This is a genomic window from Massilia sp. LC238, from assembly GCF_000735635.1.
GTDB lineage: Bacteria > Pseudomonadota > Gammaproteobacteria > Burkholderiales > Burkholderiaceae_D > Telluria > Telluria varians.
This window is the reverse complement of sequence record NZ_JNNN01000067.1, coordinates 35216-54564: the sequence shown is the minus strand read 5'-3', so window position 1 is coordinate 54564 and position 19349 is coordinate 35216. Positions and strand designations below refer to the sequence as shown.

The 19349-nt window shown below is 65.6% G+C and carries 18 protein-coding genes; 15 read left to right on the top strand and 3 right to left on the bottom strand.

The annotated features are described in order from the left end of the window. Nucleotides 1-80 precede the first annotated feature (80 nt). The 11 genes from FG94_RS19135 (at nt 81) to FG94_RS19085 (ending at nt 11825) form a co-directional block, all read left to right on the top strand. Entirely contained in the window at nt 81-875 is a 795-nt protein-coding gene (locus FG94_RS19135) for a hypothetical protein (RefSeq protein WP_036214905.1), read from the top strand. Between the two features lie 22 nt (nt 876-897). After that, nucleotides 898-3123, top strand: coding sequence for a penicillin acylase family protein (locus FG94_RS19130; protein ID WP_036214902.1), 2226 nt, complete (start codon nt 898-900; stop codon nt 3121-3123). Between the two features lie 16 nt (nt 3124-3139). After that, the gene (locus FG94_RS19125; protein ID WP_036214900.1) at nt 3140-3694 is read left to right on the top strand and encodes a sugar O-acetyltransferase; all 555 of its coding nucleotides are present in this window, start codon (nt 3140-3142) and stop codon (nt 3692-3694) included. 91 nt (nt 3695-3785) lie between these two features. Next, a complete protein-coding gene (locus FG94_RS19120) occupies nt 3786-4343 on the top strand; it encodes a thymidine kinase (RefSeq protein WP_036214897.1) in 558 nt (185 codons plus the stop codon). Nucleotide 4344: 1 nt separating this feature from the next. Then, nucleotides 4345-4881, top strand: coding sequence for a hypothetical protein (locus FG94_RS19115; RefSeq protein WP_051996924.1), 537 nt, complete (start codon nt 4345-4347; stop codon nt 4879-4881). 199 nt (nt 4882-5080) lie between these two features. After that, nucleotides 5081-7339, top strand: a complete 2259-nt coding sequence (locus FG94_RS19110; protein WP_373965413.1) for a carboxy terminal-processing peptidase — start codon at nt 5081-5083, stop codon at nt 7337-7339. A 337-nt stretch (nt 7340-7676) separates the two neighbouring features. Continuing rightward, nucleotides 7677-8417: a PEP-CTERM sorting domain-containing protein gene (locus FG94_RS19105; protein WP_152571047.1), complete on the top strand. Its 741-nt coding sequence runs from the start codon at nt 7677-7679 to the stop codon at nt 8415-8417. 126 nt (nt 8418-8543) lie between these two features. Next, nucleotides 8544-9746 (top strand): acyl-CoA dehydrogenase family protein, encoded by a 1203-nt coding sequence (locus tag FG94_RS19100; protein WP_036214889.1) that lies wholly within the window; start codon nt 8544-8546, stop codon nt 9744-9746. An 11-nt stretch (nt 9747-9757) separates the two neighbouring features. Beyond that, nucleotides 9758-10897: an acyl-CoA dehydrogenase family protein gene (locus FG94_RS19095; protein WP_036214885.1), complete on the top strand. Its 1140-nt coding sequence runs from the start codon at nt 9758-9760 to the stop codon at nt 10895-10897. A gap of 9 nt (nt 10898-10906) precedes the next feature. Continuing rightward, the gene (locus FG94_RS19090; protein ID WP_036214884.1) at nt 10907-11374 is read left to right on the top strand and encodes a MaoC family dehydratase; all 468 of its coding nucleotides are present in this window, start codon (nt 10907-10909) and stop codon (nt 11372-11374) included. Beyond that, nucleotides 11367-11825: a MaoC family dehydratase gene (locus FG94_RS19085; RefSeq protein ID WP_036214881.1), complete on the top strand. Its 459-nt coding sequence runs from the start codon at nt 11367-11369 to the stop codon at nt 11823-11825. Before FG94_RS19090 ends, FG94_RS19085 begins: the two co-directional genes overlap by 8 nt. 203 nt (nt 11826-12028) lie before the next feature. On the opposite strand, the gene FG94_RS19080 is transcribed toward FG94_RS19085, so the two are convergent. From FG94_RS19080 to FG94_RS19070, 3 genes are all read right to left on the bottom strand, one after another. Then, nucleotides 12029-13261: an acyl-CoA dehydrogenase family protein gene (locus tag FG94_RS19080; protein WP_036214879.1), complete on the bottom strand. Its 1233-nt coding sequence runs from the start codon at nt 13259-13261 to the stop codon at nt 12029-12031. 23 nt (nt 13262-13284) lie between these two features. Then, entirely contained in the window at nt 13285-14349 is a 1065-nt protein-coding gene (locus tag FG94_RS19075) for a phosphotransferase (protein ID WP_036214877.1), read from the bottom strand. Nucleotides 14350-14438: 89 nt separating this feature from the next. Then, nucleotides 14439-15143 carry a histidine phosphatase family protein gene (locus tag FG94_RS19070; RefSeq protein WP_036214875.1) on the bottom strand — a complete coding sequence of 235 codons (705 nt, stop codon included), beginning with the start codon at nt 15141-15143 and terminating at the stop codon, nt 14439-14441. Nucleotides 15144-15300: 157 nt separating this feature from the next. Here FG94_RS19070 and FG94_RS19065 point away from each other — a divergent pair, with 157 nt between their 5' ends. Genes FG94_RS19065 through FG94_RS28585 form a run of 4 tightly spaced genes read left to right on the top strand, consistent with a single transcriptional unit; the run spans nt 15301 to nt 19295 of the window. After that, nucleotides 15301-17004 (top strand): GspE/PulE family protein, encoded by a 1704-nt coding sequence (locus FG94_RS19065; protein ID WP_036214874.1) that lies wholly within the window; start codon nt 15301-15303, stop codon nt 17002-17004. Further along, a complete protein-coding gene (locus tag FG94_RS19060; RefSeq protein WP_036214872.1) occupies nt 17004-18245 on the top strand; it encodes a type II secretion system F family protein in 1242 nt (413 codons plus the stop codon). The genes FG94_RS19065 and FG94_RS19060 overlap by 1 nt, the downstream gene beginning before the upstream one ends. After that, complete coding sequence (locus tag FG94_RS19055) at nt 18242-18748, top strand: hypothetical protein (protein WP_152571046.1); 507 nt, start codon at nt 18242-18244, stop codon at nt 18746-18748. Before FG94_RS19060 ends, FG94_RS19055 begins: the two co-directional genes overlap by 4 nt. A gap of 46 nt (nt 18749-18794) precedes the next feature. Next, nucleotides 18795-19295, top strand: a complete 501-nt coding sequence (locus FG94_RS28585) for a type II secretion system protein (RefSeq protein ID WP_051996923.1) — start codon at nt 18795-18797, stop codon at nt 19293-19295. Nucleotides 19296-19349: the final 54 nt, after the last annotated feature.

Below are 19349 nucleotides of genomic sequence, written 5' to 3'. Positions count from 1 at the left end.
TCCATTGGTCGTCCCGCCGGGATGGTGTAGCATGCCGGACGGCGGTTTTACCCGTTGCCGCCGCTGCAAGAGGACAAGAATTGAACATCATTATCAATGACGAACTGCGTGCCTTCGTCGACCCGCTGACCGACATCGAATATGCCGCGCTCGAGCGCAGCCTGCTGGCCGAGGGTTGCCGCGATGCGCTGGTACTGTGGCGCGACACCCTGATCGACGGCCACAACCGCTACGAGATCTGCCAGAAGCACGGCATCCCTTTCCGTACCGTCCACAACAACAACTTCGCGTCGATCGACGACGTGATGCTGTGGATGATCGACAACCACCTGGCGCGCCGCAGCGTGTCGGACTTCCAGCGCGGCGTGCTGGCGCTCAAGAAGAAAGAGATCGTCACCTCCCGCATGGCGGAAGAGATGGCGAAAGAGCCGCCCAAGCCCGAAGCCGACGACATGGATTCGCGTCCGCCGCCGCCCTGGAACACCCGCGAGGAAGTGGCCAAGGCCGCGCGCGTGTCGGCCAATACCATCAGCCAGATCGAGCGCATCCAGAAAGCCGCGACGCCCGAACTGCGCGAAGCCGTGCGCACCGGCACCATCTCGATCAACGCCGCCGCCAACGTGGCGCAGCTGCCGGAGGAGGCGCAGAAGGCGGCCGTCGCGGGCGGACGCAAGGAGCTGCAGCAGGCCGCGCGCCAGGTGCGCGAGCAGAAGATGGCGACGCGCCCGAAGAAAGAGACCGTGCCGAGCGACCCGGCCGACGAATTGGCCGCCGCACGCGCCGAGATCGCTTCGCTGAAGGATCGCGTGGCGACCTTGCTGACCGAGAACGAAGTGCTCAAGCAGCGCCTGATCCACGCCGGCGCCACACAATAAAACCATAACAAGGAGACCACGCATGACCACCACCCGCACCATGCTGCCGACGATCCTGGCCTGTGCCCTCGGCGCGGCCGTTCCGGCGTTCGCCGCGCCGGCGGCCGCACCGGCCGAGAAACAGGCCGCAAGCAGCGCCGAGCTGGCGCGCTGGAAAAAGACGGCGGCGCGGGTGACCATCATGCGCGACAAGTGGGGCATCCCCCACGTGTTCGGCAAAAGCGACGCCGACGCGGTGTTCGGCCTGCTGTACGCCCAGGCCGAGGACGATTTCAACCGCGTCGAACTCAACTACATCAATGCGATGGGCCGCCTGGCCGAGGTCGAGGGCGAGAAGGAAGTCTGGCGCGACCTGCGCATGAAAATGTATATCCAGCCGAGCGACATGCAGGCCAAGTACGCGGCCAGCCCGGCCTGGCTGAAGGAGCTGATGAATGCATTCGCCGACGGCCTGAACTACTACCTGCACACGCACCCGGAAGTGAAGCCGAAGCTGATCACCCGCTTCGAGCCCTGGATGGCGCTGAGCTTCAGCGAAGGCAGCATCGGCGGCGACATCGAATCGATCGACCTGAAGGACCTGGAGCGCTTCTACGGCAAGCGCAATGTGGCGCAAAAAGTGGCGGCGCTGGAGAATGCCTTCGACGCCGAACCGCGCGGCTCCAACGGCTTTGCCATCGCCCCCAAGCTGTCAAAGACGGGCAATGCGCTGCTCCTGATCAACCCGCACACCTCCTTCTACTTCCGCCCCGAAGTGCACATGGTCAGCGAAGAGGGCCTGAATGCCTACGGCGCCGTGACCTGGGGCCAGTTCTTCATCTACCAGGGCTTCAACGACAAGGCCGGCTGGATGCACACCTCGGGCGGCGGCGACGTCATCGACGAATACCTGGAGACCGTGGTCGAGAAGGGCGGTAAATACTTCTATCAGTATGGAAGTGAACAGCGCCCGGTACAGGCAAGGCAGATCACGCTGCCCTACAGGACCCCATCCGGCGCCATGGCCAGCAAGAACGTGACCGCCTATTTCACCCACCACGGCCCGATCGTGCGCGAGGAGGGCGGCAAGTGGGTGGCCGTCAGGATGATGGATGAGCCGCTCAAGGCCCTTACCCAGTCGTACACGCGCACCAAGGCGCGCGACTACGATGCCTTCTACAAGGCGATGGAGCTGCGCACCAATTCCTCGAACAACACCGTGTACGCGGATGCGAAGGGGAACATCGCCTACTTCCACGGCAACTTCATCCCGAAACGCGACCCGCGCTTCGACTGGAGCCGCCCGGTGGACGGCAGCACTTCCGCCACCGAATGGCAGGGCCTGCACGCCATCAAGGAAACCATTACCCTGTTCAACCCGGCCAGCGGCTACATCTCGAACACCAACAACTGGCCGTTCAGCGCTTCCGGCGCGAGCAGCCCGAAGCGCCAGGACTGGCCCGACTACATGTGGTCGCTGCCGGAAAACGCGCGCGGCCGCCATGCCGAGCGCGTGCTCAAGGACGCCAAGGACTTCACCCTCGACAGCCTGATCGCCGCCGCCTACGACAGCCACCTGACCGCCTTCGAACCGCTGGTGCCCCAGCTGCTGAAGGATTACGACGCCCTGGCAGCGAACGACCCGCGCAAGGCGCTTCTTTCGGCCCAGGTGGCCAGCCTGCGCGGCTGGGACCTGCGTTTCGGCGTCGATTCGAAGCCGACCTCGCTGGCGATCTACTGGGGCCAGGACATGGTGGCCCAGCACGCGCCGCGCGCCCGCGCCGAGGGCACGCCGACGGTCGACTTCATCACGCACAAACTGAACGCGGACGAGCGCCTTGCCTCGCTGCAGCGGGCCTCCGGCAAGCTCACTGCCGACTTCGGCACCTGGCAGACCCCCTGGGGCGAGATCAACCGCTTCCAGCGTATCAGCGGCGACATCGACCAGCAGTACGACGACAGCAAGCCGAGCTGGCCGGTCGGCTTCGCCTCGGCCAACTGGGGTTCGCTGGCTTCGTTCGGCATGGTGGCCAAGCAGAAGACCAGGCGCATCTACGGCGACCGCGGCAACAGCTTCGTCGCGGTGGTGGAATTCGGCCCGCGCGTGCGCGCCAAGAGTATCCTTGCAGGCGGCAACAGCAACAACCCGGCCTCGAAGCACTTCGCCGACCAGGCCGAGATGTACAGCCGCGGCGAGTTCAAGGACGTGCTGTTCTACAAGGAAGACATCGAAAAGCACCTGGAGCGCAAGTACCACCCGGGCCAGTAATCCGCAAGATAAGCGCATGAAGATGAGCGAACGCCACAAGATGCTGGAGGGCCAGCCCTACCACGCCAGCGATCCCGAACTGGTGGCGGAACAGGCCCTCACTAGCGCCTGGCTGGCGCGCTACAATGCGGCGCTGGGCCAGCCGGCGCCTAGCTGGCGCAGCCTGCTGGCCGAGCGCCTCGCCGCGGTGGGCGAGGGCAGCATCGTGCGTCCTCCCTTCCATTGCGACTATGGCTGGAACATCCGCATCGGCAACCGGGTCTTCATCAATTTCAACTGCATCATCCTCGACGTCGCCCGCGTCGGCATCGGCGACGACACCCGCATCGGCCCGGCGGTCCAGATCTACACCGCCGAGCATCCGCTCGACTCCCACCAGCGCCGCAGCGGCCTGGAATCCGGCCGGCCGGTCACGATCGGCAGCAACGTCTGGATCGGCGGCGGCGCCATCATCCTGCCGGGCGTCACGATCGGCGACGACGCCGTGATCGGTGCCGGCAGCGTGGTGACCCGCGACGTGCCGGCGGGCGGGCGCGTGGCCGGCAATCCGGCCACGCTGCATGCCGGCTGAACGGGCCCGGAGGCTGGTGTCGGGACAGTCCTGCTTGTTATAATCCGGTAATTATTCGTATATTCGTATCGATTCGTTTCAGGGCAGGGCCGTGGCAAAACTCTATTTCAGGTACTCGGCGATGAACGCCGGCAAATCGACCGCCCTGCTGCAGGTCGCCCACAATTACGAAGAGCAGGGCCAGCAGGTCAAGCTCTACACGGCGGCCATCGACAACCGCTACGGCGTCGGCCTGATCACCTCGCGCCTGGGCCCGCAGCGCCAGGTCGACCTGTTCGACAGCGATACCGATTTCCTGGCCAGCGCGCCGCCCGTCGCCTGCATCCTGGTCGATGAAGCCCAGTTCCTCAGCACGGCGCAGGTGCAGCAGCTGCACCAGGTCGCCCAGGTGCGCGGCATCCCGGTGATCTGCTACGGCCTGCGCAGCGACTTCCGCGGCGAACCGTTCCCGGGCTCGGCTTACCTGCTGGCGCTGGCCGACGACATCGAGGAAATCAAGAACATCTGCACCTGCGGCAAGAAGGCGACCATGAACATCCGCGTCGATGCCGAAGGCCGCCGCATCCGCGAGGGCGAGCAGGTTTCAATCGGCGGCAACGAAAGCTATCGCCAGGCCTGCGGCCGCTGCTTCTACTCCGGATCGCATTGACATGAGCCTGGCGGGTTGGTCGGACCTGCTGCTCTACCTGCTACCCTCGGCCGCGCTGGCGCTGCTGCTGTGGATCGGTTCGGGCGCGCATCCCTTCTTCTTCGTGTTCACGGCCGCCGGCACCCTGTGCCACGAGCTGGCGCACTTCTCGGTCGGGCTGCTCACCAATGCCGAGCCGATCGGCTTGAGTGTGATTCCCAAACGCATCAAGAAGCCGGGCAAGGGCCACAACTGGGAACTCGGTTCCGTCACCTTTGCCAACCTGCGCTGGTACAACGCGGCGCCGAGCGCGCTGGCGCCGCTGCTGGTGCTGGCGCTGCCCTTCGCCGTTGCCTGGTGGCGCACCCGGCACGGCCTGGTGTTCGAGCCGGTCGACCTCGCGCTGGCGTTTTTCCTGGCGCCGCAATTCCTGTCCTTCTGGCCTTCTCCGGTGGACTGGCGCCTGGCGGCGCGTTCCTGGCCCTGGATCCCGGTCCTGCTGCTTGCCGGATTCGCCACGGTTTTCCGCGACGAACTGCTCCAGCTTGTCAAAGGATGAATGCCTGGCTTACGCCAGCCTTAATTAATGGGCGTAAATGCGCTTACGCTGGCTCTGCCTTCCCCCGGCTTCCTGTAGAATGGCCCGCAAAGGGCGTATTGACCGGCCCGCCGCCGGTCGCGCCGAGGCATGAAATACCGTTTCGGAGAGACGACGAATGAAGAAGCACCACCTGTTCATGGCCGCGATGGCCTTTGCGATGTCCGCCCATGTGGTGACGGCCCAGCCCGAAAAGGAAAAGGCCGTTGCCGCCGTGCCGGTCAAGGCTGCAGGCGCCGGTGCCGGGTCGGCCGCTGCCACGCTGCAGATGAAGCCGCTCGCCGAGCAAACCCAGGCGGCGCTGTGGGCATCGCGGGTGCTCGGCCGCTACCACTACAAGGCGGTGCCGCTCGACGATGCGATGTCGGTCAAGATCTTCGACAACTATTTCGAAGGGCTCGACAGCGAGAAGCTGTACTTCGTCCAGGCCGACCTCGACCGGTTCGCTTCGCTGCGGACCAAGATGGACGACGCCATCAACAACGAGGACCTGACCGGTCCCTTTGCCGTCTTCAACCTGTTCCAGCAGCGCTATAACGAGCGCATGAACTACGCGCGGCAGCTGCTCAAGACCCGCCCCGACTTCACCCTCGACGAATCGATCGAACTCGACCGCGAGAAGTCGCCCTGGGCCAAGAGCGAAGACGAAGTCCGCGAGCTGTGGCGCAAGCGCGTCAAGAACGACTGGCTGCGCCTGAAGCTCGCCGGCAAGGACGAAAAAGCCATCCGCGAGACGCTCGACAAGCGCTACGAGAACTACATGACCCGCATGCGCAAGTTGAACAACGAGGACGTGTTCCAGATGTTCATGAACGCGTATGCCACCGCGATCGAGCCGCACACCAATTACCTGGGCCCGCGCTCGGCCGACAATTTCGACATCGCGATGCGCCTGTCGCTGGAAGGCATCGGCGCCGTGCTGCAGACGCGCGACGAATACACCATCATCCGCGAGATCGTGCCGGGCAGCCCGGCCGCGCTGTCGGGCAAGCTGAAGGTCGGCGACCGCATCGTCGGGGTGGCCCAAGGCGACAAGCCCTTCACCGACGTGCTGGGCTGGCGCATCGACGACGTCGTGCAGCTGGTGCGCGGCGAGAAGGGCACCACGGTCCGCCTCGACGTCCTGCCCGGCGACGCCGGTCCCGACGCCAAGCACGTGAGCGTGTCGATGGTGCGCAAGAAGATCAGCATGGAAGAGCAGGCCGCCAAGAAATCGATCATCGAGGTCAAGGAAGGCGCCATCAAGCGCCGCATCGGCGTGATCTCGCTGCCGACCTTCTACCTCGACTTCGAGGCGCGCCGCCGCGGCGACAAGGATTACCGCAGCGCCACCCGCGACGTGGCCCGCATCCTGGGCGAACTCAAGAAGGAGAAGGTCGACAACGTCCTGATCGACCTGCGCAACAACGGCGGCGGCTCGCTGACCGAGGCGATCGAACTGACCGGCCTGTTCATCGACAAGGGCCCGGTGGTCCAGCAGCGCGATGCGCAGGGCCGCGTCGAGGTCGAGTCCGACCTGCAGCCTGGCCTGGCCTGGGACGGCCCGATGGGCGTCCTGATCAACCGCGGCTCGGCCTCGGCATCGGAAATCTTCGCCGCCGCGGTGCAGGACTACGGTCGCGGCCTGGTGATCGGCGAACCGAGCTTCGGCAAGGGCACGGTGCAGACCCTGATCGACCTGGACCGTTTCTCGCCGGCCGAGAAGGTGCGCTACGGCGAGCTGAAGATGACCATTGCGCAGTTCTTCCGCATCAACGGCGGCACCACCCAGCTGCGCGGCGTGACGCCGGACATCAAGCTGCCGGTGCTGACCGACCCGGAAAGCTTCGGCGAGTCCTCGTATGCCAACGCGCTGCCCTGGGTGGCCATCAAGCCGGCCAGCTACACGGCCGCGGGCGACCTCAAGGAGCTGATCGGTCCGCTGCAGAAGCGCCATGAAGCCCGTATTGCGAAGGACAAGGAGTTCCAGTTCCTGCAGGAAGACATCGCCGAGGTGCTCAAGATCCGCAAGGAGAACTCGATCTCGCTGAACGAGACGGTGCGGCGCAAGGAACGCGACGCCCAGGATGCCCGCGCCAAGCTGCGCGAAGCACGCCTGGCCGGCGCGAGCGGCACCAGCAGCGACGAGCCGGCGGCAGGCCCGGCCGGCAAGGAAGCGCGCGGCAAGGTGCCGAACCCGACCAAGCCGGCCAAGGCGGTGACCGCCGTGCGCGGCACACCGCGCCAGGACGATGGCCTGCAGTACGACGAGCGCGACCTGCAGGCGGAGCTGGCTGCGGAAAAGGCAGCCAAGGACGCCAAGGACATCCTGCTGCAGGAAGCCGCCAACATCCTGGCCGACGAAGTCGGGATGCTGCGTACCGATACCCGCCTGGCCTCGCGCGCCATGCCTTACATGGCCTCGCGCAACGGCAACTGAGCGGTACAGCGCCGCCTGAACCGGTCACATGGCCGGGTCCTGCTTGCAGGGCCCGGCCATTTTCTTTTGTTTTGCTAAATCCTCGTCAATTGCTTCTCAATTTCCTTTAGGATGCAAAGTTGCCTTAAAAGCACAAAAGCCTACAGTTAACTGCTCCAAGCCGTCCCCCCGCCAACCCTCCAAGTAGGATCAATCCTACTGAATTTAGAGTGTTTTTCTCAGATTCATACCCCGCGCACTGTTGAGCTGGACTTAAAGCTGAGTTTTTTTTAGCTGTGGTAGGATAACTCTACGGTTGTAAAAACAACAATTGCACATCAACTCAGGAGTTATCGCTATGTTAATTCGCCGCCTTGTCATCGCAAGTCTTCTCGCCGGCGCAGCTACTGCCCAGGCCGGTACCATCACCACCGCGGCTGCGCAGCCGTCGAACGTCGTCAGCGGTTGGACTACCGGTAACGGTACCGACGTGCTCGGTTCTGGTGTCCTGCAAGGCAACCTGAACCTGGTGGCCGGTGTGTCCCATACCGCGAACGCCAGCCTGGCCGACATCCTGTACGGCAAAGTCGCCGGCAGCGTGCAGCAGGTCGAAGGCCAGACCAAGCTGTTCTTCCAGCGCGGTATCGAGGCAAACTACCTGCTGGCGTCGGGCCACGGCATTCTGGCCGCCACCGCGGGTACCGGCAAGTCGGTGGTTGGTGACGCTTATGGCGCCATCATTTCGGATGGCGTGGGCAATCAGAGCTCGGGCGGCGGCAACAGCGCTCCGGGCCTCGTCACGGGCGGCGATCTCACGAGCACGATCCCGCCTGCCGGCCAGGGCAACGGCATGAACGACAGCACTTCCGGCCAGCTCCCGGGCAACGGCAATGGCAACGGGAATGGTATCGACAACGGCATCGGCAACGGCGCCCTGAACGGCAACGGCAATGGCATCGGCAACGGCCAGGGTAATGGCCTGGGCAACGTCGCCAACCAGGAAGGCCAGGCGGCCGAAGTTCCGGAGCCTTCGAGCATCGCCCTGATGCTGCTGGGCATGATGGGCGCGGGCGCGATCACCCGCCGCCGCAGCCGCTGACCCTGTCGCATGTAGGGCGGCAGTCCGTCCTGCATGCTTCCAAATTTCTAACTAGTCAGTAAAACTGTCGGGTACAATCCTTGTGAACGACCGTGCTTTTTAAGGCGGCGGTAACAAGGAGACGACATGGACCTGCACTACACGGACGAGGACCTGGCCTTTCGCGACCAGGTCCGCGCCTTCCTCGATTCCCACTTGCCGAAAGACCTGCAAGCCAAGGTGCTCAAGCACCTACGGCTGAGCAAGGACGACTTCGTCCGCTGGCACCGCATCCTTGCCGAACAGGGCTGGGTGGCGCCGGGCTGGCCCGTCGAATTCGGCGGCCCCGGCTGGACACCCGTGCAGCGCCATCTCTTCGAGGAAGAGTGCGCCCGTGCCGGCACCCCGCGCGTGATGCCCTTCGGGATCGACATGGTCGCTCCCGTCATCATGGCCTTCGGCTCCCAGGAGCAAAAGGATTATTTCCTCCCGCGCATCCTGTCCTGCGAGGACTGGTGGTGCCAGGGCTATTCGGAGCCGGGCGCCGGTTCCGACCTGGCCTCGCTCAAGACCACGGCCGTGCGCGGCGTGGACGCTCAAGGCGAGCACTACATCGTCAATGGCCAGAAGACCTGGACCACGCTGGCCCAGCACGCCGACATGATCTTCTGCCTGGTCCGCACCGACCCAGCCGTGCGCAAGCAGGAGGGCATTTCCTTCTTGCTGATCGACATGCATGCGCCCGGCGTCACGGTACGCCCGATCATCATGCTCGACGAAGACCACGAGGTGAACGAAGTCTTCTTCGACAACGTCCGGGTGCCGGCGGCCAACCTGGTCGGCCAGGAAAACCGCGGCTGGACCTACGCCAAGTACCTGCTGGGCCACGAACGCACCGGCATCGCGGCAGTCGGCCGCAGCAAGCGCGAACTGGCCTTCCTCAAGCGCCTGGCGCGCCGCGAGCAGAAGAATGGCCGCCCGCTGCTCGAAGACCCGCTGTTCGGCGCCAAGGTCGCGGACCTGGAGATCGAACTGATGGCGCTGGAAATGACCGTGCTGCGCGTGCTGGCCAAGTCCAGCAAGGCCCCGGGACCCGAGGCCTCGGTGCTGAAGGTGCGCGGCACCGACATCCAGCAGGCCCTCACCGAGCTGATGCTGGAAGCGGTTGGCCCGCTGGCCTTGCCCTTCGATCCCGCCTACCTGGAGGGCGAACACGAGCACAGTGTCGCGGGCGACGACGATGCCGCCCCGCTCGCGTCCTACTACTTCAATTACCGCAAGACCTCCATCTATGGCGGCTCGAATGAAATCCAGCGTAACATCATCTCCCAGATGATCCTGGGGCTGTAAGGAGAAGCACCATGCATTTCGACTTCAAGGAAGAGCAGCTCCAGTTCGCCGACGCGCTCAAGCGCTGGATAGGCCGCGACTACGGTTTCGAGCAGCGCCGCGCCATCGTCGCCTCCAGCCAGGGGACATCCGATGCGGCCTGGGCCACGCTGGCCGAGCTGGGCATGACGGCGCTGCCGGTGCCGGAAGCCCAGGGCGGATTCGACGGCACCGCGGTCGACCTGTTCGTGGTCATGCGCGAGCTGGGCCGCGGCCTCGTGGTGGAGCCGTATTTCGCCACCGTGCTGGGCAGCCAGTTCCTCAAGCTGGGCGGGGCGCACGGCCCGCTCCTGGAACAGGTGGCGCAGGGCAGCCTGAAGCTGGCCTGCGCGCTGGGCGAGCGGCAGGCGCGCCACGAGCTGTGCGACATCGCGACCCGCGCGCACGGCATCGACGGCGGCTGGCGCCTGGATGGCGAGAAGACGGCGGTCGTGCATGGCCTCGAGGCCGGCGTGCTGGTGGTCTCGGCACGTAGCGCCGGCAGCCAGCGCGACGAGGCAGGCATCACCCTGTTCGCGCTGCCGGCAGATGCGCCTGGCGTGCAGCTGACCGGCTACCGCACGCTCGACGGCCAGCGCGCGGCAAACCTGCGCCTGGACCGCGTGCAGCTGGGGCCGGACGCCGTGATCGGCACGCCAGGGGCCGGCTGGGACATCCTGGAAGCGGCTGCGGACTACGGCGCCGGCCTGCTGTGCGCCGAGGCGCTGGGCGCGATGGAAGCGCTGTTCGATGCCACGCTGGACTACCTCAAGACGCGCCAGCAGTTCGGCGTCCCGATCGGCAAGTTCCAGGCGCTGCAGCATCGCATGGCGGACATGGTCATCCACCTGGAGCAGGCGCGCTCGATGGCGCTGCTGGCGGCCGTGACCCTGGATGGCCTCGACGCCGGCGAGCGCCGCCGCGTGGTGTCGGCGGCCAAGTACCGCGTCGGCCAGGCGGCCCGCTTCATCGGCCAGCAGGCGGTGCAGCTGCATGGCGGCATGGGCGTGACCGACGAACTGGCGGCCGCGCACTACTTCAAGCGCCTGTCGATGATCGAGCTGACCCTGGGCGACCGCGACCACCACCTGGCGCGCTTCATGGCGCAGCCGGGCTTCCAGCAAGCCGCGTAAGGAGGACACATGGCGCGTCAATGGTATTTCGAAGATTTTCATCCCGGCCAGGAGATCGATCTCGGCGAGCGCAGCGTCAGCGAGGAAGAGATCGTCGCCTTTGCCCGGCAGTTCGATCCGCAGCCCTTCCATGTCGACCGCGACGCGGCCCAAGCGTCGATCTACGGCGGCGTGATCGCCAGCGGCTGGCACACCTGCAGCCTGATGATGCGGATGGTCGTCGACGGCCTGATGGCGTCAAGCTCGAGCATGGGCTCGCCGGGCCTGGACGGGGTGCGCTGGCTGCGTCCCCTGCGTGCGGGTGACACGATCAGGGTGCGCTACCTCACCACCCAGGTCAAGGCGTCGAACTCGAAGCCGGACCGCGGCGTGGTCTGGTCGAAGTGGACCGCCACCAACCAGCGCGGCGAGGAGATCTGCACCATCGAAGGCATGGGCATGTTCGCGCGCCGTCCCGGGGGAGGGGACGATGCCTAGGACGATTGCGTTCGCGCAGCTGCCGCAGCTGGTGGGAAGCGAGGTCGCCGTCTCGCACTGGTTCGAGGTCGGCCAGGAGCGCATCAAGGCCTTTGCCGAGGCGACCGAAGACCGCCAATGGATCCACGTCGATCCCGAGCGTTGCGCCCGCGAGTCGCCCTTCGGGGCACCGGTGGCGCACGGCTTCCTGACGCTGTCGCTGCTGCCCGCGATGCTGGACAGCGCGCTGGTGATCGAGGGCATGCGCATGGGGCTCAACTACGGGCTGAACCGGGTGCGCTTTCCGGCGCCGCTCCCGAGCGGGAGCCGGGTCCGGGGCAGGTGGCTGCTGGCGGCCTGCGATCCGATCGAGGGCGGGGTGCAGCTGACGTGGAACGTAGCCGTCGAACCCGACGGGGAGGGCGCCAAGCCGGTGTGCGCCGCCGAGTTCCTGATACGCGCCCACACCTGAATCGCCGTAGTTTCTTTCCTTGCGTTAGCCCTGAGACCGTCGCACGCCCCGCCGGGGCCTACGACTCCCGGCGAAGGCCGGAACCCAATTCCCATGCATAGTGGTGCATTCAGCTTGCACCACTACGCTGGCAAACTTGGGCCCCGGCCTTCGCCGGGGCGACGAGCTAACAAAGTTGGCATTGCAATCGGCGGATCGGCTGCCTAGTCTCCTGCCTTCGCATACTTCGCCAGCTCCAGCTTGGCCACCGCATTGCGGTGGACCTCGTCCGGCCCGTCGGCCAGGCGCAAGGCCCGGTTCGCCGCCCACTGGTAAGCCAGCGGGAACTCGTCCGACACGCCGGCCGCGCCATGGGCCTGGATCGCCCAGTCCAGCACGTCCTGGGCCACGGTCGGCGCCAGCACCTTGATCATCGCGATCTCCGCCTGGGCCACCTTGTTGCCGACCGTGTCCATCATGTAGGCCGCCTTCAGCGTCAAGAGGCGCGCGGTATCGATCCGGATGCGGCTTTCCGCGATGCGCTCGCGCCAGACACCCTGGTCGGAGAGCTTGCGCCCGAAGGCCACGCGGGTTTCCAGGCGCCTGCACATCAGCTCCAGCGCGCGCTCGGCCACGCCGATGGCGCGCATGCAGTGGTGGATGCGGCCCGGTCCCAGGCGGCCCTGGGCGATCTCGAAGCCGCGACCTTCGCCCAGCAGCATGTTCGTGCCCGGGACGCGCACGTTCTCGAACAGGATCTCGCAATGACCGTGCGGCGCATCGTCGTAGCCGAACACCGGCAGCGGGCGCAGGATGGTGATGCCCGGCGTGTCGGCCGGGACCACGATCATCGACTGCTGCTGGTGGCGGGGTGCGCTCGGATCGGTCTTGCCCATCACGATGAAGACCTTGCAGCGCGGGTCGCCGGCGCCCGAGATCCACCACTTGTGGCCGTTGATCAGGTAGTCGTCGCCACTGCGTTCGATCCGGGTGGCGATGTTGGTCGCGTCCGACGAGGCCACGCCCGGTTCGGTCATGGCGAAGGCCGAGCGGATCTCGCCGCGCAGCAGCGGTTCCAGCCACTGGCGCTTGATGTCTTCAGGCGCGTAGCGCTCCAGCGTTTCCATGTTGCCGGTGTCGGGCGCCGAGCAGTTGAATACTTCCGGGGCCCAGGGCACGCGGCCCATGATCTCGCACAGCGGCGCGTAGTCGAGGTTCGACAGGCCCTCGGGCGCGCGTGTCGACCGCGGCAGGAACAGATTCCACAGGCCGGCCTCGCGTGCCAGCGGCTTGAGGCGCTCGATCAGGTCGAGGGGCAGCCAGCGTGTGCCCCGGTCGCGGGCATTGGCCGCGATCTCTTCGTTGAACGCGCGTTCGTTGGGATAGATGTGCTCGTCCATGAAGGCGAGCAGGCGCGCCTGCAGTTCCCTGCAGCGCTCGGAATAGGCGAAGTCCATGGCTTGTCCTCCTGTCGTAGGAATCAGCGGCTGCGGCTGGCGAACTGCCACGCCATCTCGGCCATCGGCCGCGCCGCCTTGCCGTTCTCGAGGGCCTGCGCACTGGACGCGGTGCCGTCCACGTAGCGCTTCATGATGCCCTGCATGATGCCGGCCAGGCGGAACATGTTGTAGGCTAGGTAGAAATCGAAGTCCTCGGCGCGCAGGGTCTTGCCGGTGCGTTCGCAGTAGCGCGCCACGTAGGCCTCCAGCGAGGGGATGCCGAGCGCCTCCAGGTCCAGGCCCGCGATGCCGCGGAAGCGCCCCGGCGGGATGTGCCAGCTCATGCAGTGGTAGGAAAAATCGGCCAGCGGGTGGCCGAGGGTGGACAGCTCCCAGTCGAGCACCGCCAGGATGCGCGGTTCGGTCGGGTGGAAGATCATGTTGTCGAGGCGGTAGTCGCCGTGCACGATGCTGGTGTCGTCACCAGGCGGGATGTGCTGCGGCAGCCATTCGATCAGGCGCTCCATGGCCTCGATCGGCTCCGTGACCGAGGCCTGGTACTGTTTTGTCCAGCGCTCGATCTGGCGTGCGAAATAATTGCCCGGCTTGCCGTAGTCGCCCAGGCCGATGCTCGCGTAGTCGACCGTGTGCAATTGGGCGATCACGCGGTTCTGCTCGTCGTAGATGGCGGCCCGTTCGCTCGGCGACATGCCGGGCAGCGACTGGTCCCACAACACGCGCCCCTCGACGCATTCCATCACATAGAAGGCGCGCCCGATGATGGCTTCGTCCAGGCACAGCGCGTACTGGCGCGGGACCGGGAAGCCGGCGCCGTGCAGGGCGCGCATCACGCGGAACTCGCGGTCGATCGCATGGGCCGAGGGCAGCAGCTTGGCGGCCGGGCCGGGCTTGGTGCGCAGCACGTAGCGCTGGCCGCCAGCTTCGAGCCGGAAGGTGGGGTTGGACTGGCCGCCCTTGAACTGTTCGACCGCCAGGCTGCCGCCGGGATAGCCGTCGACATGCGCCTCGAGCCAGGCGCCGAGGGCCTCGAGGTCGAAGCGCTGGCGTTCGGATACGGGCTTGGTGCCCATCATTTCCTCGTACATCGCGTCTCCATGATTGTGTTTTGTTCTGCATTCTAGCCCGAGTTCGGCATGAATGCGCACGGGCGTGCTTTTTTTGCGGGTAAAAAGCTTCAGCGGCCTTTGCGGTACTGCTCGAACAGCTGTTCCATGGTGGTCGCACGCGCTTCCGGCTGCAGCGGGCCGGGGGGAACGTAGTTTACGAAGCGGACCAGCCAGTCGGCAGCGTCCTCGCCGACGTCGAGCGCATTGATGCAGCCGGCAGCCTGCGACAGGCCGCCCAGGAACAGGCGCTGCCCGGTCAGGGCCAGCGACAGGATGGCGCAATTGACGCCCCCGTGCAGCACCAGCAGCACGGTGTCCCAGTCATCCTGCGCGCGCAGGCGAGCGATCGCCGGATGGACCCGGTCCATCATCTGGCCGACCGATTCGCCGCCGAGGAAGCGCTGCTCTTGATCGACCACGCCCTCGAAGGCGCCGGTAAACGCGCGCCGCAGTTCCTGCGTCGGGATGGCGGACAGGCGACCGCCGCGGATCTCGTGCAGTTCCGGCCACACGTCCAGCGCGATCTCCTGCCCGCTCGCCGCCAGCACCCGCTGCGCCGTCTCATTGGTGCGCGGCAGGCCTGAGGTGATGACGCGGTCGAAGCGCACGCCGGCCTCGCGGAAGGCCAGGCCGGCGGCATCGGCCTGGGCCTGGCCGGCCGGGTTCAGCGCCACGGTTTCGGGAAGGAAGGGTTTGCCGGTCTCGTCGAAATAGGTAACGCTGCCGTGACGCATCAGGTAGACGCGGCGGCGCAAGCTGGGGGGGTGTTCCATGGGCTTCCTCGTCGTTTTTTCTGGCCATCTTACACGCGATGCCATTTCATCAAGGCGAAAGGGCGACACTTTGCATGCCGCGCGTTCATTTCGTAGGTCAATTCCTACAGGTTCTGGCATAAAATATTCATCGCAAGCAATAACAACAAGGGATGTCATGGCAAGGCCGGAAAAAATTCGCCTCGGCGAGGTGCTGATCCAGCAGAAACTGCTGTCGGAAGAGCAGCTCGAGCAGGCGCTCGCGGACCAGAAGCGCACCGGGCGCAAGCTCGGCCGTGTGTTCGTCGAGAGCGGCTTCGTCACCGAAGACCAGATCTCGGGCGCGCTGGCGCGCCAGCTGAACATCCCGTATATCAACCTCAAGTTCTACAACATCAACGCCGAGCTGGTGCGCCTGCTGCCGGAAACCGCCGCGCGCCGTTTTCGCGCCCTGGTGCTGGAAGACCGCCGCGAGACCCTGCTGGTGGGCGTGTCCGACCCGACCGACCTGTTCGCCTATGACGAGATCGCGCGCCTGCTGAAGAAGACCGTCGAGCTGGCGGTGGTCAACGAGACCGAGGTGCTGGGCGCGATCGACCGCATCTACCGCCGCACCGGCGAGATCACCGGTCTGGCGCGCGAGGTCGAGCAGGACCTGGGCGACACCTCGATCGATTTCGGCGCGTTGGCCGTCAATCCGGGACTGGAAGAGGCGCCGATCGTCAAGCTGCTGCAGTCGGTGTTCGACGATGCGGCCCAGGTGCGCGCCTCGGACATCCACATCGAGCCGCAGGACGGGCGCCTGCAGATCCGTTTCCGCATCGACGGCGTGCTGCACCTGCAGACCGAGGCCGACATCAAGGTGGCCACGCCGCTGGCCCTGCGCCTCAAGCTCATGGCCGACCTCGACATCTCGGAAAAGCGCCTGCCGCAGGACGGCCGCTTCGCGGTCAAGGTGCGCAACCAGCGCATCGACGTGCGTATCTCGACCATGCCGACCCAGTACGGCGAGTCGGTCGTCATGCGACTGCTGAACCAGGGCGGCACCACGCTGCGCCTGGATGCGATCGGCATGCCGGCGCGCATCGTGGAGCGTTTTCGCGCGCTGGTGCAGCGTCCCAACGGCCTGGTACTGGTCACCGGCCCCACCGGCAGCGGCAAGACCACCACCCTGTACAGCGCCCTGTCCGAGCTGAACTCGGTGGAGAAAAAACTCATCACGGTCGAGGACCCGGTCGAATACCGCCTGAAGGGCGTGAACCAGGTCCAGGTCAACGACAAGATCGAGCTCTCGTTCGCGCGCGTGCTGCGCTCGGCGCTGCGCCAGGACCCGGACATCGTGCTGGTCGGCGAGATGCGCGACCAGGAGACCGCCCAGATCGGCCTGCGCGCGGCCATGACCGGCCACCTGGTGCTGTCGACCCTGCACACCAACGACGCCGCCTCGACCCCCCTGCGCCTGATGGACATGGGCGTGCCGCGCTACATGGTGGGCGGTTCGCTGCAGGCGGTGCTGGCCCAGCGCCTGGTGCGCGTGATCTGCGAAAGCTGCTCCACGCCTTACCAGCCGACGCCCCTGGAAGCCAACTGGCTGCGCGCGGAACTGGGCGAACGCGCCGCAACGACGTCCTTCTTCCACGGCAAGGGCTGCTCGCACTGCAACGGCACGGGTTTTCGTGGCCGTACCGGCGTCTATGAACTGCTCGAGATGACGCGCGCCGTCACCGAGGCGGCCAACCACCCGGACCCCTCGCACTTCCTGAGGGTGGCGCATGCCGAGATGGGCGGAGAGACGCTGCGTCGCCATGGCGTGAGCCTGGCGGTGCAGGGCAGGACCACCATCGCCGAAGCGATGCGCATCAGTAACCAGTACGAAGACTGATGCCTTATTTTTCCTACAAGGCGCGCAACGCCGCCGGCGAACTGCTGCAGGGCATCCTCGAGGGCGCCGACAGCGGCGCGGTCGCCGACCAGCTGTTCGGCAGCGGCGCCACGCCCATCGAGATCAACCCCAGCCGCAAGGGACCGGCCTCGAAGGACGGCGGCGAAGGCTGGCTGGCGCGCCTGCAGGAAAAGAAGGTCACCTCGATGGACGTGCAGCTGTTCAGCCGCCAGATCTATACGCTGCTCAAGTCCGGCGTGCCGATCATGCGCGGCCTGGCGGGCCTGCAGGAGTCAAGCATCAACAAATCCTTCGGCCGCGTGATCAAGGACCTGCGCGAGTCGCTCGATTCAGGCCGCGAACTCTCAAGCGCGATGACGCGCCACCCGAAGGTCTTCAACACCTTCTACCTGTCGATGGTGCGGGTGGGCGAGATGACCGGCCGCCTGGAAGAAGTCTTCCTGCGATTGTTCGACCACCTCGAGTTCGACCGCGACATGCGCGAGCGCGTCAAGACCGCGATGCGCTACCCGACCTTCGTCGTGATCGCGATGGCGATCGCGATGGTGATCGTCAACGTGTTCGTGATTCCGCAGTTCGCGGCGGTGTTCAAGTCCTTCAATGCCGAGCTGCCCCTGATGACGCGGATCCTGCTGTCGACCTCGAATTTCACGGTCGCCTACTGGCCCGCCATGGCGGCCATGCTGGGCGGCGCCGTGTTTGGTTTCAAGGCCTGGGTGGCCACGCCCAATGGCCGTCTGGCCTGGGACAAGCACAAGCTGCGCCTGCCGATCGCCGGCAAGATCATCCACAAGGCGACCATGGCGCGCTTCGCCCGCAGCTTCGCGCTGTCGACCCGCAGCGGGGTGCCGATCGTGCAGGCCCTGACGGTGGTCGCGCAGACCGCCGACAACGCCTACCTGAGCTCGCGCATCGAGGGGATGCGCGACGGCGTCGAGCGCGGCGAGAGCATCCTGCGCACCTCGATCGCCGCCAATGTGTTTACCCCGATCGTGCTGCAGATGATCGCCGTGGGCGAAGAATCCGGCTCGCTCGACGACCTGATGGACGAGATCGCGCAGATGTACGAGCGCGAGGTCGATTACGAGCTGAAGACCCTGTCGAGCCAGATCGAACCGATCCTGATCACCTTCCTGGGTGTGATGGTGCTGATCCTGGCGCTGGGCATCTTCCTGCCGATCTGGGACCTCGGCAAGGCGGCGCTACACGGAGGCAAATGATGCTACCTGCCCGCATGCGCGGGGCCACCCGCTTCGAGTTTGCGGTCTGCGTCGTGGTGACGGGCTTGCTGGCGGGGGTGCTGCTGGGCCGCCTGCTCGAGTGGCGTGCGCAATCGGAGCGGACCGCCGCCTACCACGTGGTGGGCGCGCTGCGCACGGCGCTGGCGGCGCGCGAGGCCCAGCTGCTTACGGCGGCCGGCAAGGATGCTGTATTAAAACTATTGCAAGAAAATCCGATGAGTTGGTTGCTCAGGCAGCCAGCCAATTATGTCGGCGAATACTACTCGCCCAGGCCCGAGATGTTGCGGCGTGGAGCCTGGTTCTTCGACCGGACGGATCGGACCGTGAATTATGTGCTAAGTAACGACACTTTTTCTTTCAAGACATCTAAATTGCTTAAGTTCAAGGTAGAATTATCTAGTTCGTATCATCCGGCCGAAAGCGGGCGGAGCGGCAAGCACGGGGCACTGGTCATCGACGAAGTCGGCGCCGGGCCCAAATAAACCAAGACCGCGGGCTCACCCGCACACCTTCAACGGAGAGAATTACATGAACAAGTATTCCAGCAAGAGCGCGCAGGGCGGCTTTACCCTGATCGAACTGATCGTCGTGATCGTTATCCTGGGCATCCTGGCCGCGACCGCGCTGCCGAAGTTCGCCGATTTGGGCGGCGATGCCCGTGCCGCCAGCTTGAAAGCGGCAAAAGGTTCGCTCACTTCGGCAGCAGCGATGATCCACGCGAAGGCGCTGGTCGACAATGTCACCACTGGGCCGGTGGTTATCGAAGGCGCCCCTGTTAACCTGATCAATGGCTATCCGGCTACTGCGTCCCAGGCTAACGCGCGCGCGTTCGCCACTGCTGCCGGCCTCAGCGAAACCGACTACACCTTCAGCTTCGGCGGCACCGGGCTGACCGTGTCGCCGAAAGGTGTTACTACGGCCAACGTCGGCAAGTGCTCGGTGACGTACACGCCGCCAACAACGGCGAACACGGCCCCAACCTTCACCGACAATATGGACACGACTACCAACAAGTTCATCTGCAGCTAATACAGCTGTTCCGACTGCCGTCATGCTCCGCCATCCCGGTAGCCGCCGGGATGG

Bases quoted from the DNA above. Each gene is read 5' to 3' on its own strand.
- FG94_RS19055 (WP_152571046.1), top strand. From the start codon at position 18,242: ATGATGCTACCTGCCCGCATGCGCGGGGCCACCCGCTTCGAGTTTGCG.
- FG94_RS19060 (WP_036214872.1), top strand. From the start codon at position 17,004: ATGCCTTATTTTTCCTACAAGGCGCGCAACGCCGCCGGCGAACTGCTG.
- FG94_RS19100 (WP_036214889.1), top strand. From the start codon at position 8,544: ATGGACCTGCACTACACGGACGAGGACCTGGCCTTTCGCGACCAGGTC.
- FG94_RS19080 (WP_036214879.1), bottom strand. From the start codon at position 13,261: ATGGACTTCGCCTATTCCGAGCGCTGCAGGGAACTGCAGGCGCGCCTG.
- FG94_RS19105 (WP_152571047.1), top strand. From the start codon at position 7,677: ATGTTAATTCGCCGCCTTGTCATCGCAAGTCTTCTCGCCGGCGCAGCT.
- FG94_RS28585 (WP_051996923.1), top strand. From the start codon at position 18,795: ATGAACAAGTATTCCAGCAAGAGCGCGCAGGGCGGCTTTACCCTGATC.
- FG94_RS19110 (WP_373965413.1), top strand. From the start codon at position 5,081: ATGTCCGCCCATGTGGTGACGGCCCAGCCCGAAAAGGAAAAGGCCGTT.
- FG94_RS19075 (WP_036214877.1), bottom strand. From the start codon at position 14,349: ATGTACGAGGAAATGATGGGCACCAAGCCCGTATCCGAACGCCAGCGC.
- FG94_RS19095 (WP_036214885.1), top strand. From the start codon at position 9,758: ATGCATTTCGACTTCAAGGAAGAGCAGCTCCAGTTCGCCGACGCGCTC.
- FG94_RS19070 (WP_036214875.1), bottom strand. From the start codon at position 15,143: ATGGAACACCCCCCCAGCTTGCGCCGCCGCGTCTACCTGATGCGTCAC.
- FG94_RS19130 (WP_036214902.1), top strand. From the start codon at position 898: ATGACCACCACCCGCACCATGCTGCCGACGATCCTGGCCTGTGCCCTC.
- FG94_RS19085 (WP_036214881.1), top strand. From the start codon at position 11,367: ATGCCTAGGACGATTGCGTTCGCGCAGCTGCCGCAGCTGGTGGGAAGC.
- FG94_RS19090 (WP_036214884.1), top strand. From the start codon at position 10,907: ATGGCGCGTCAATGGTATTTCGAAGATTTTCATCCCGGCCAGGAGATC.
- FG94_RS19125 (WP_036214900.1), top strand. From the start codon at position 3,140: ATGAAGATGAGCGAACGCCACAAGATGCTGGAGGGCCAGCCCTACCAC.
- FG94_RS19115 (WP_051996924.1), top strand. From the start codon at position 4,345: ATGAGCCTGGCGGGTTGGTCGGACCTGCTGCTCTACCTGCTACCCTCG.
- FG94_RS19065 (WP_036214874.1), top strand. From the start codon at position 15,301: ATGGCAAGGCCGGAAAAAATTCGCCTCGGCGAGGTGCTGATCCAGCAG.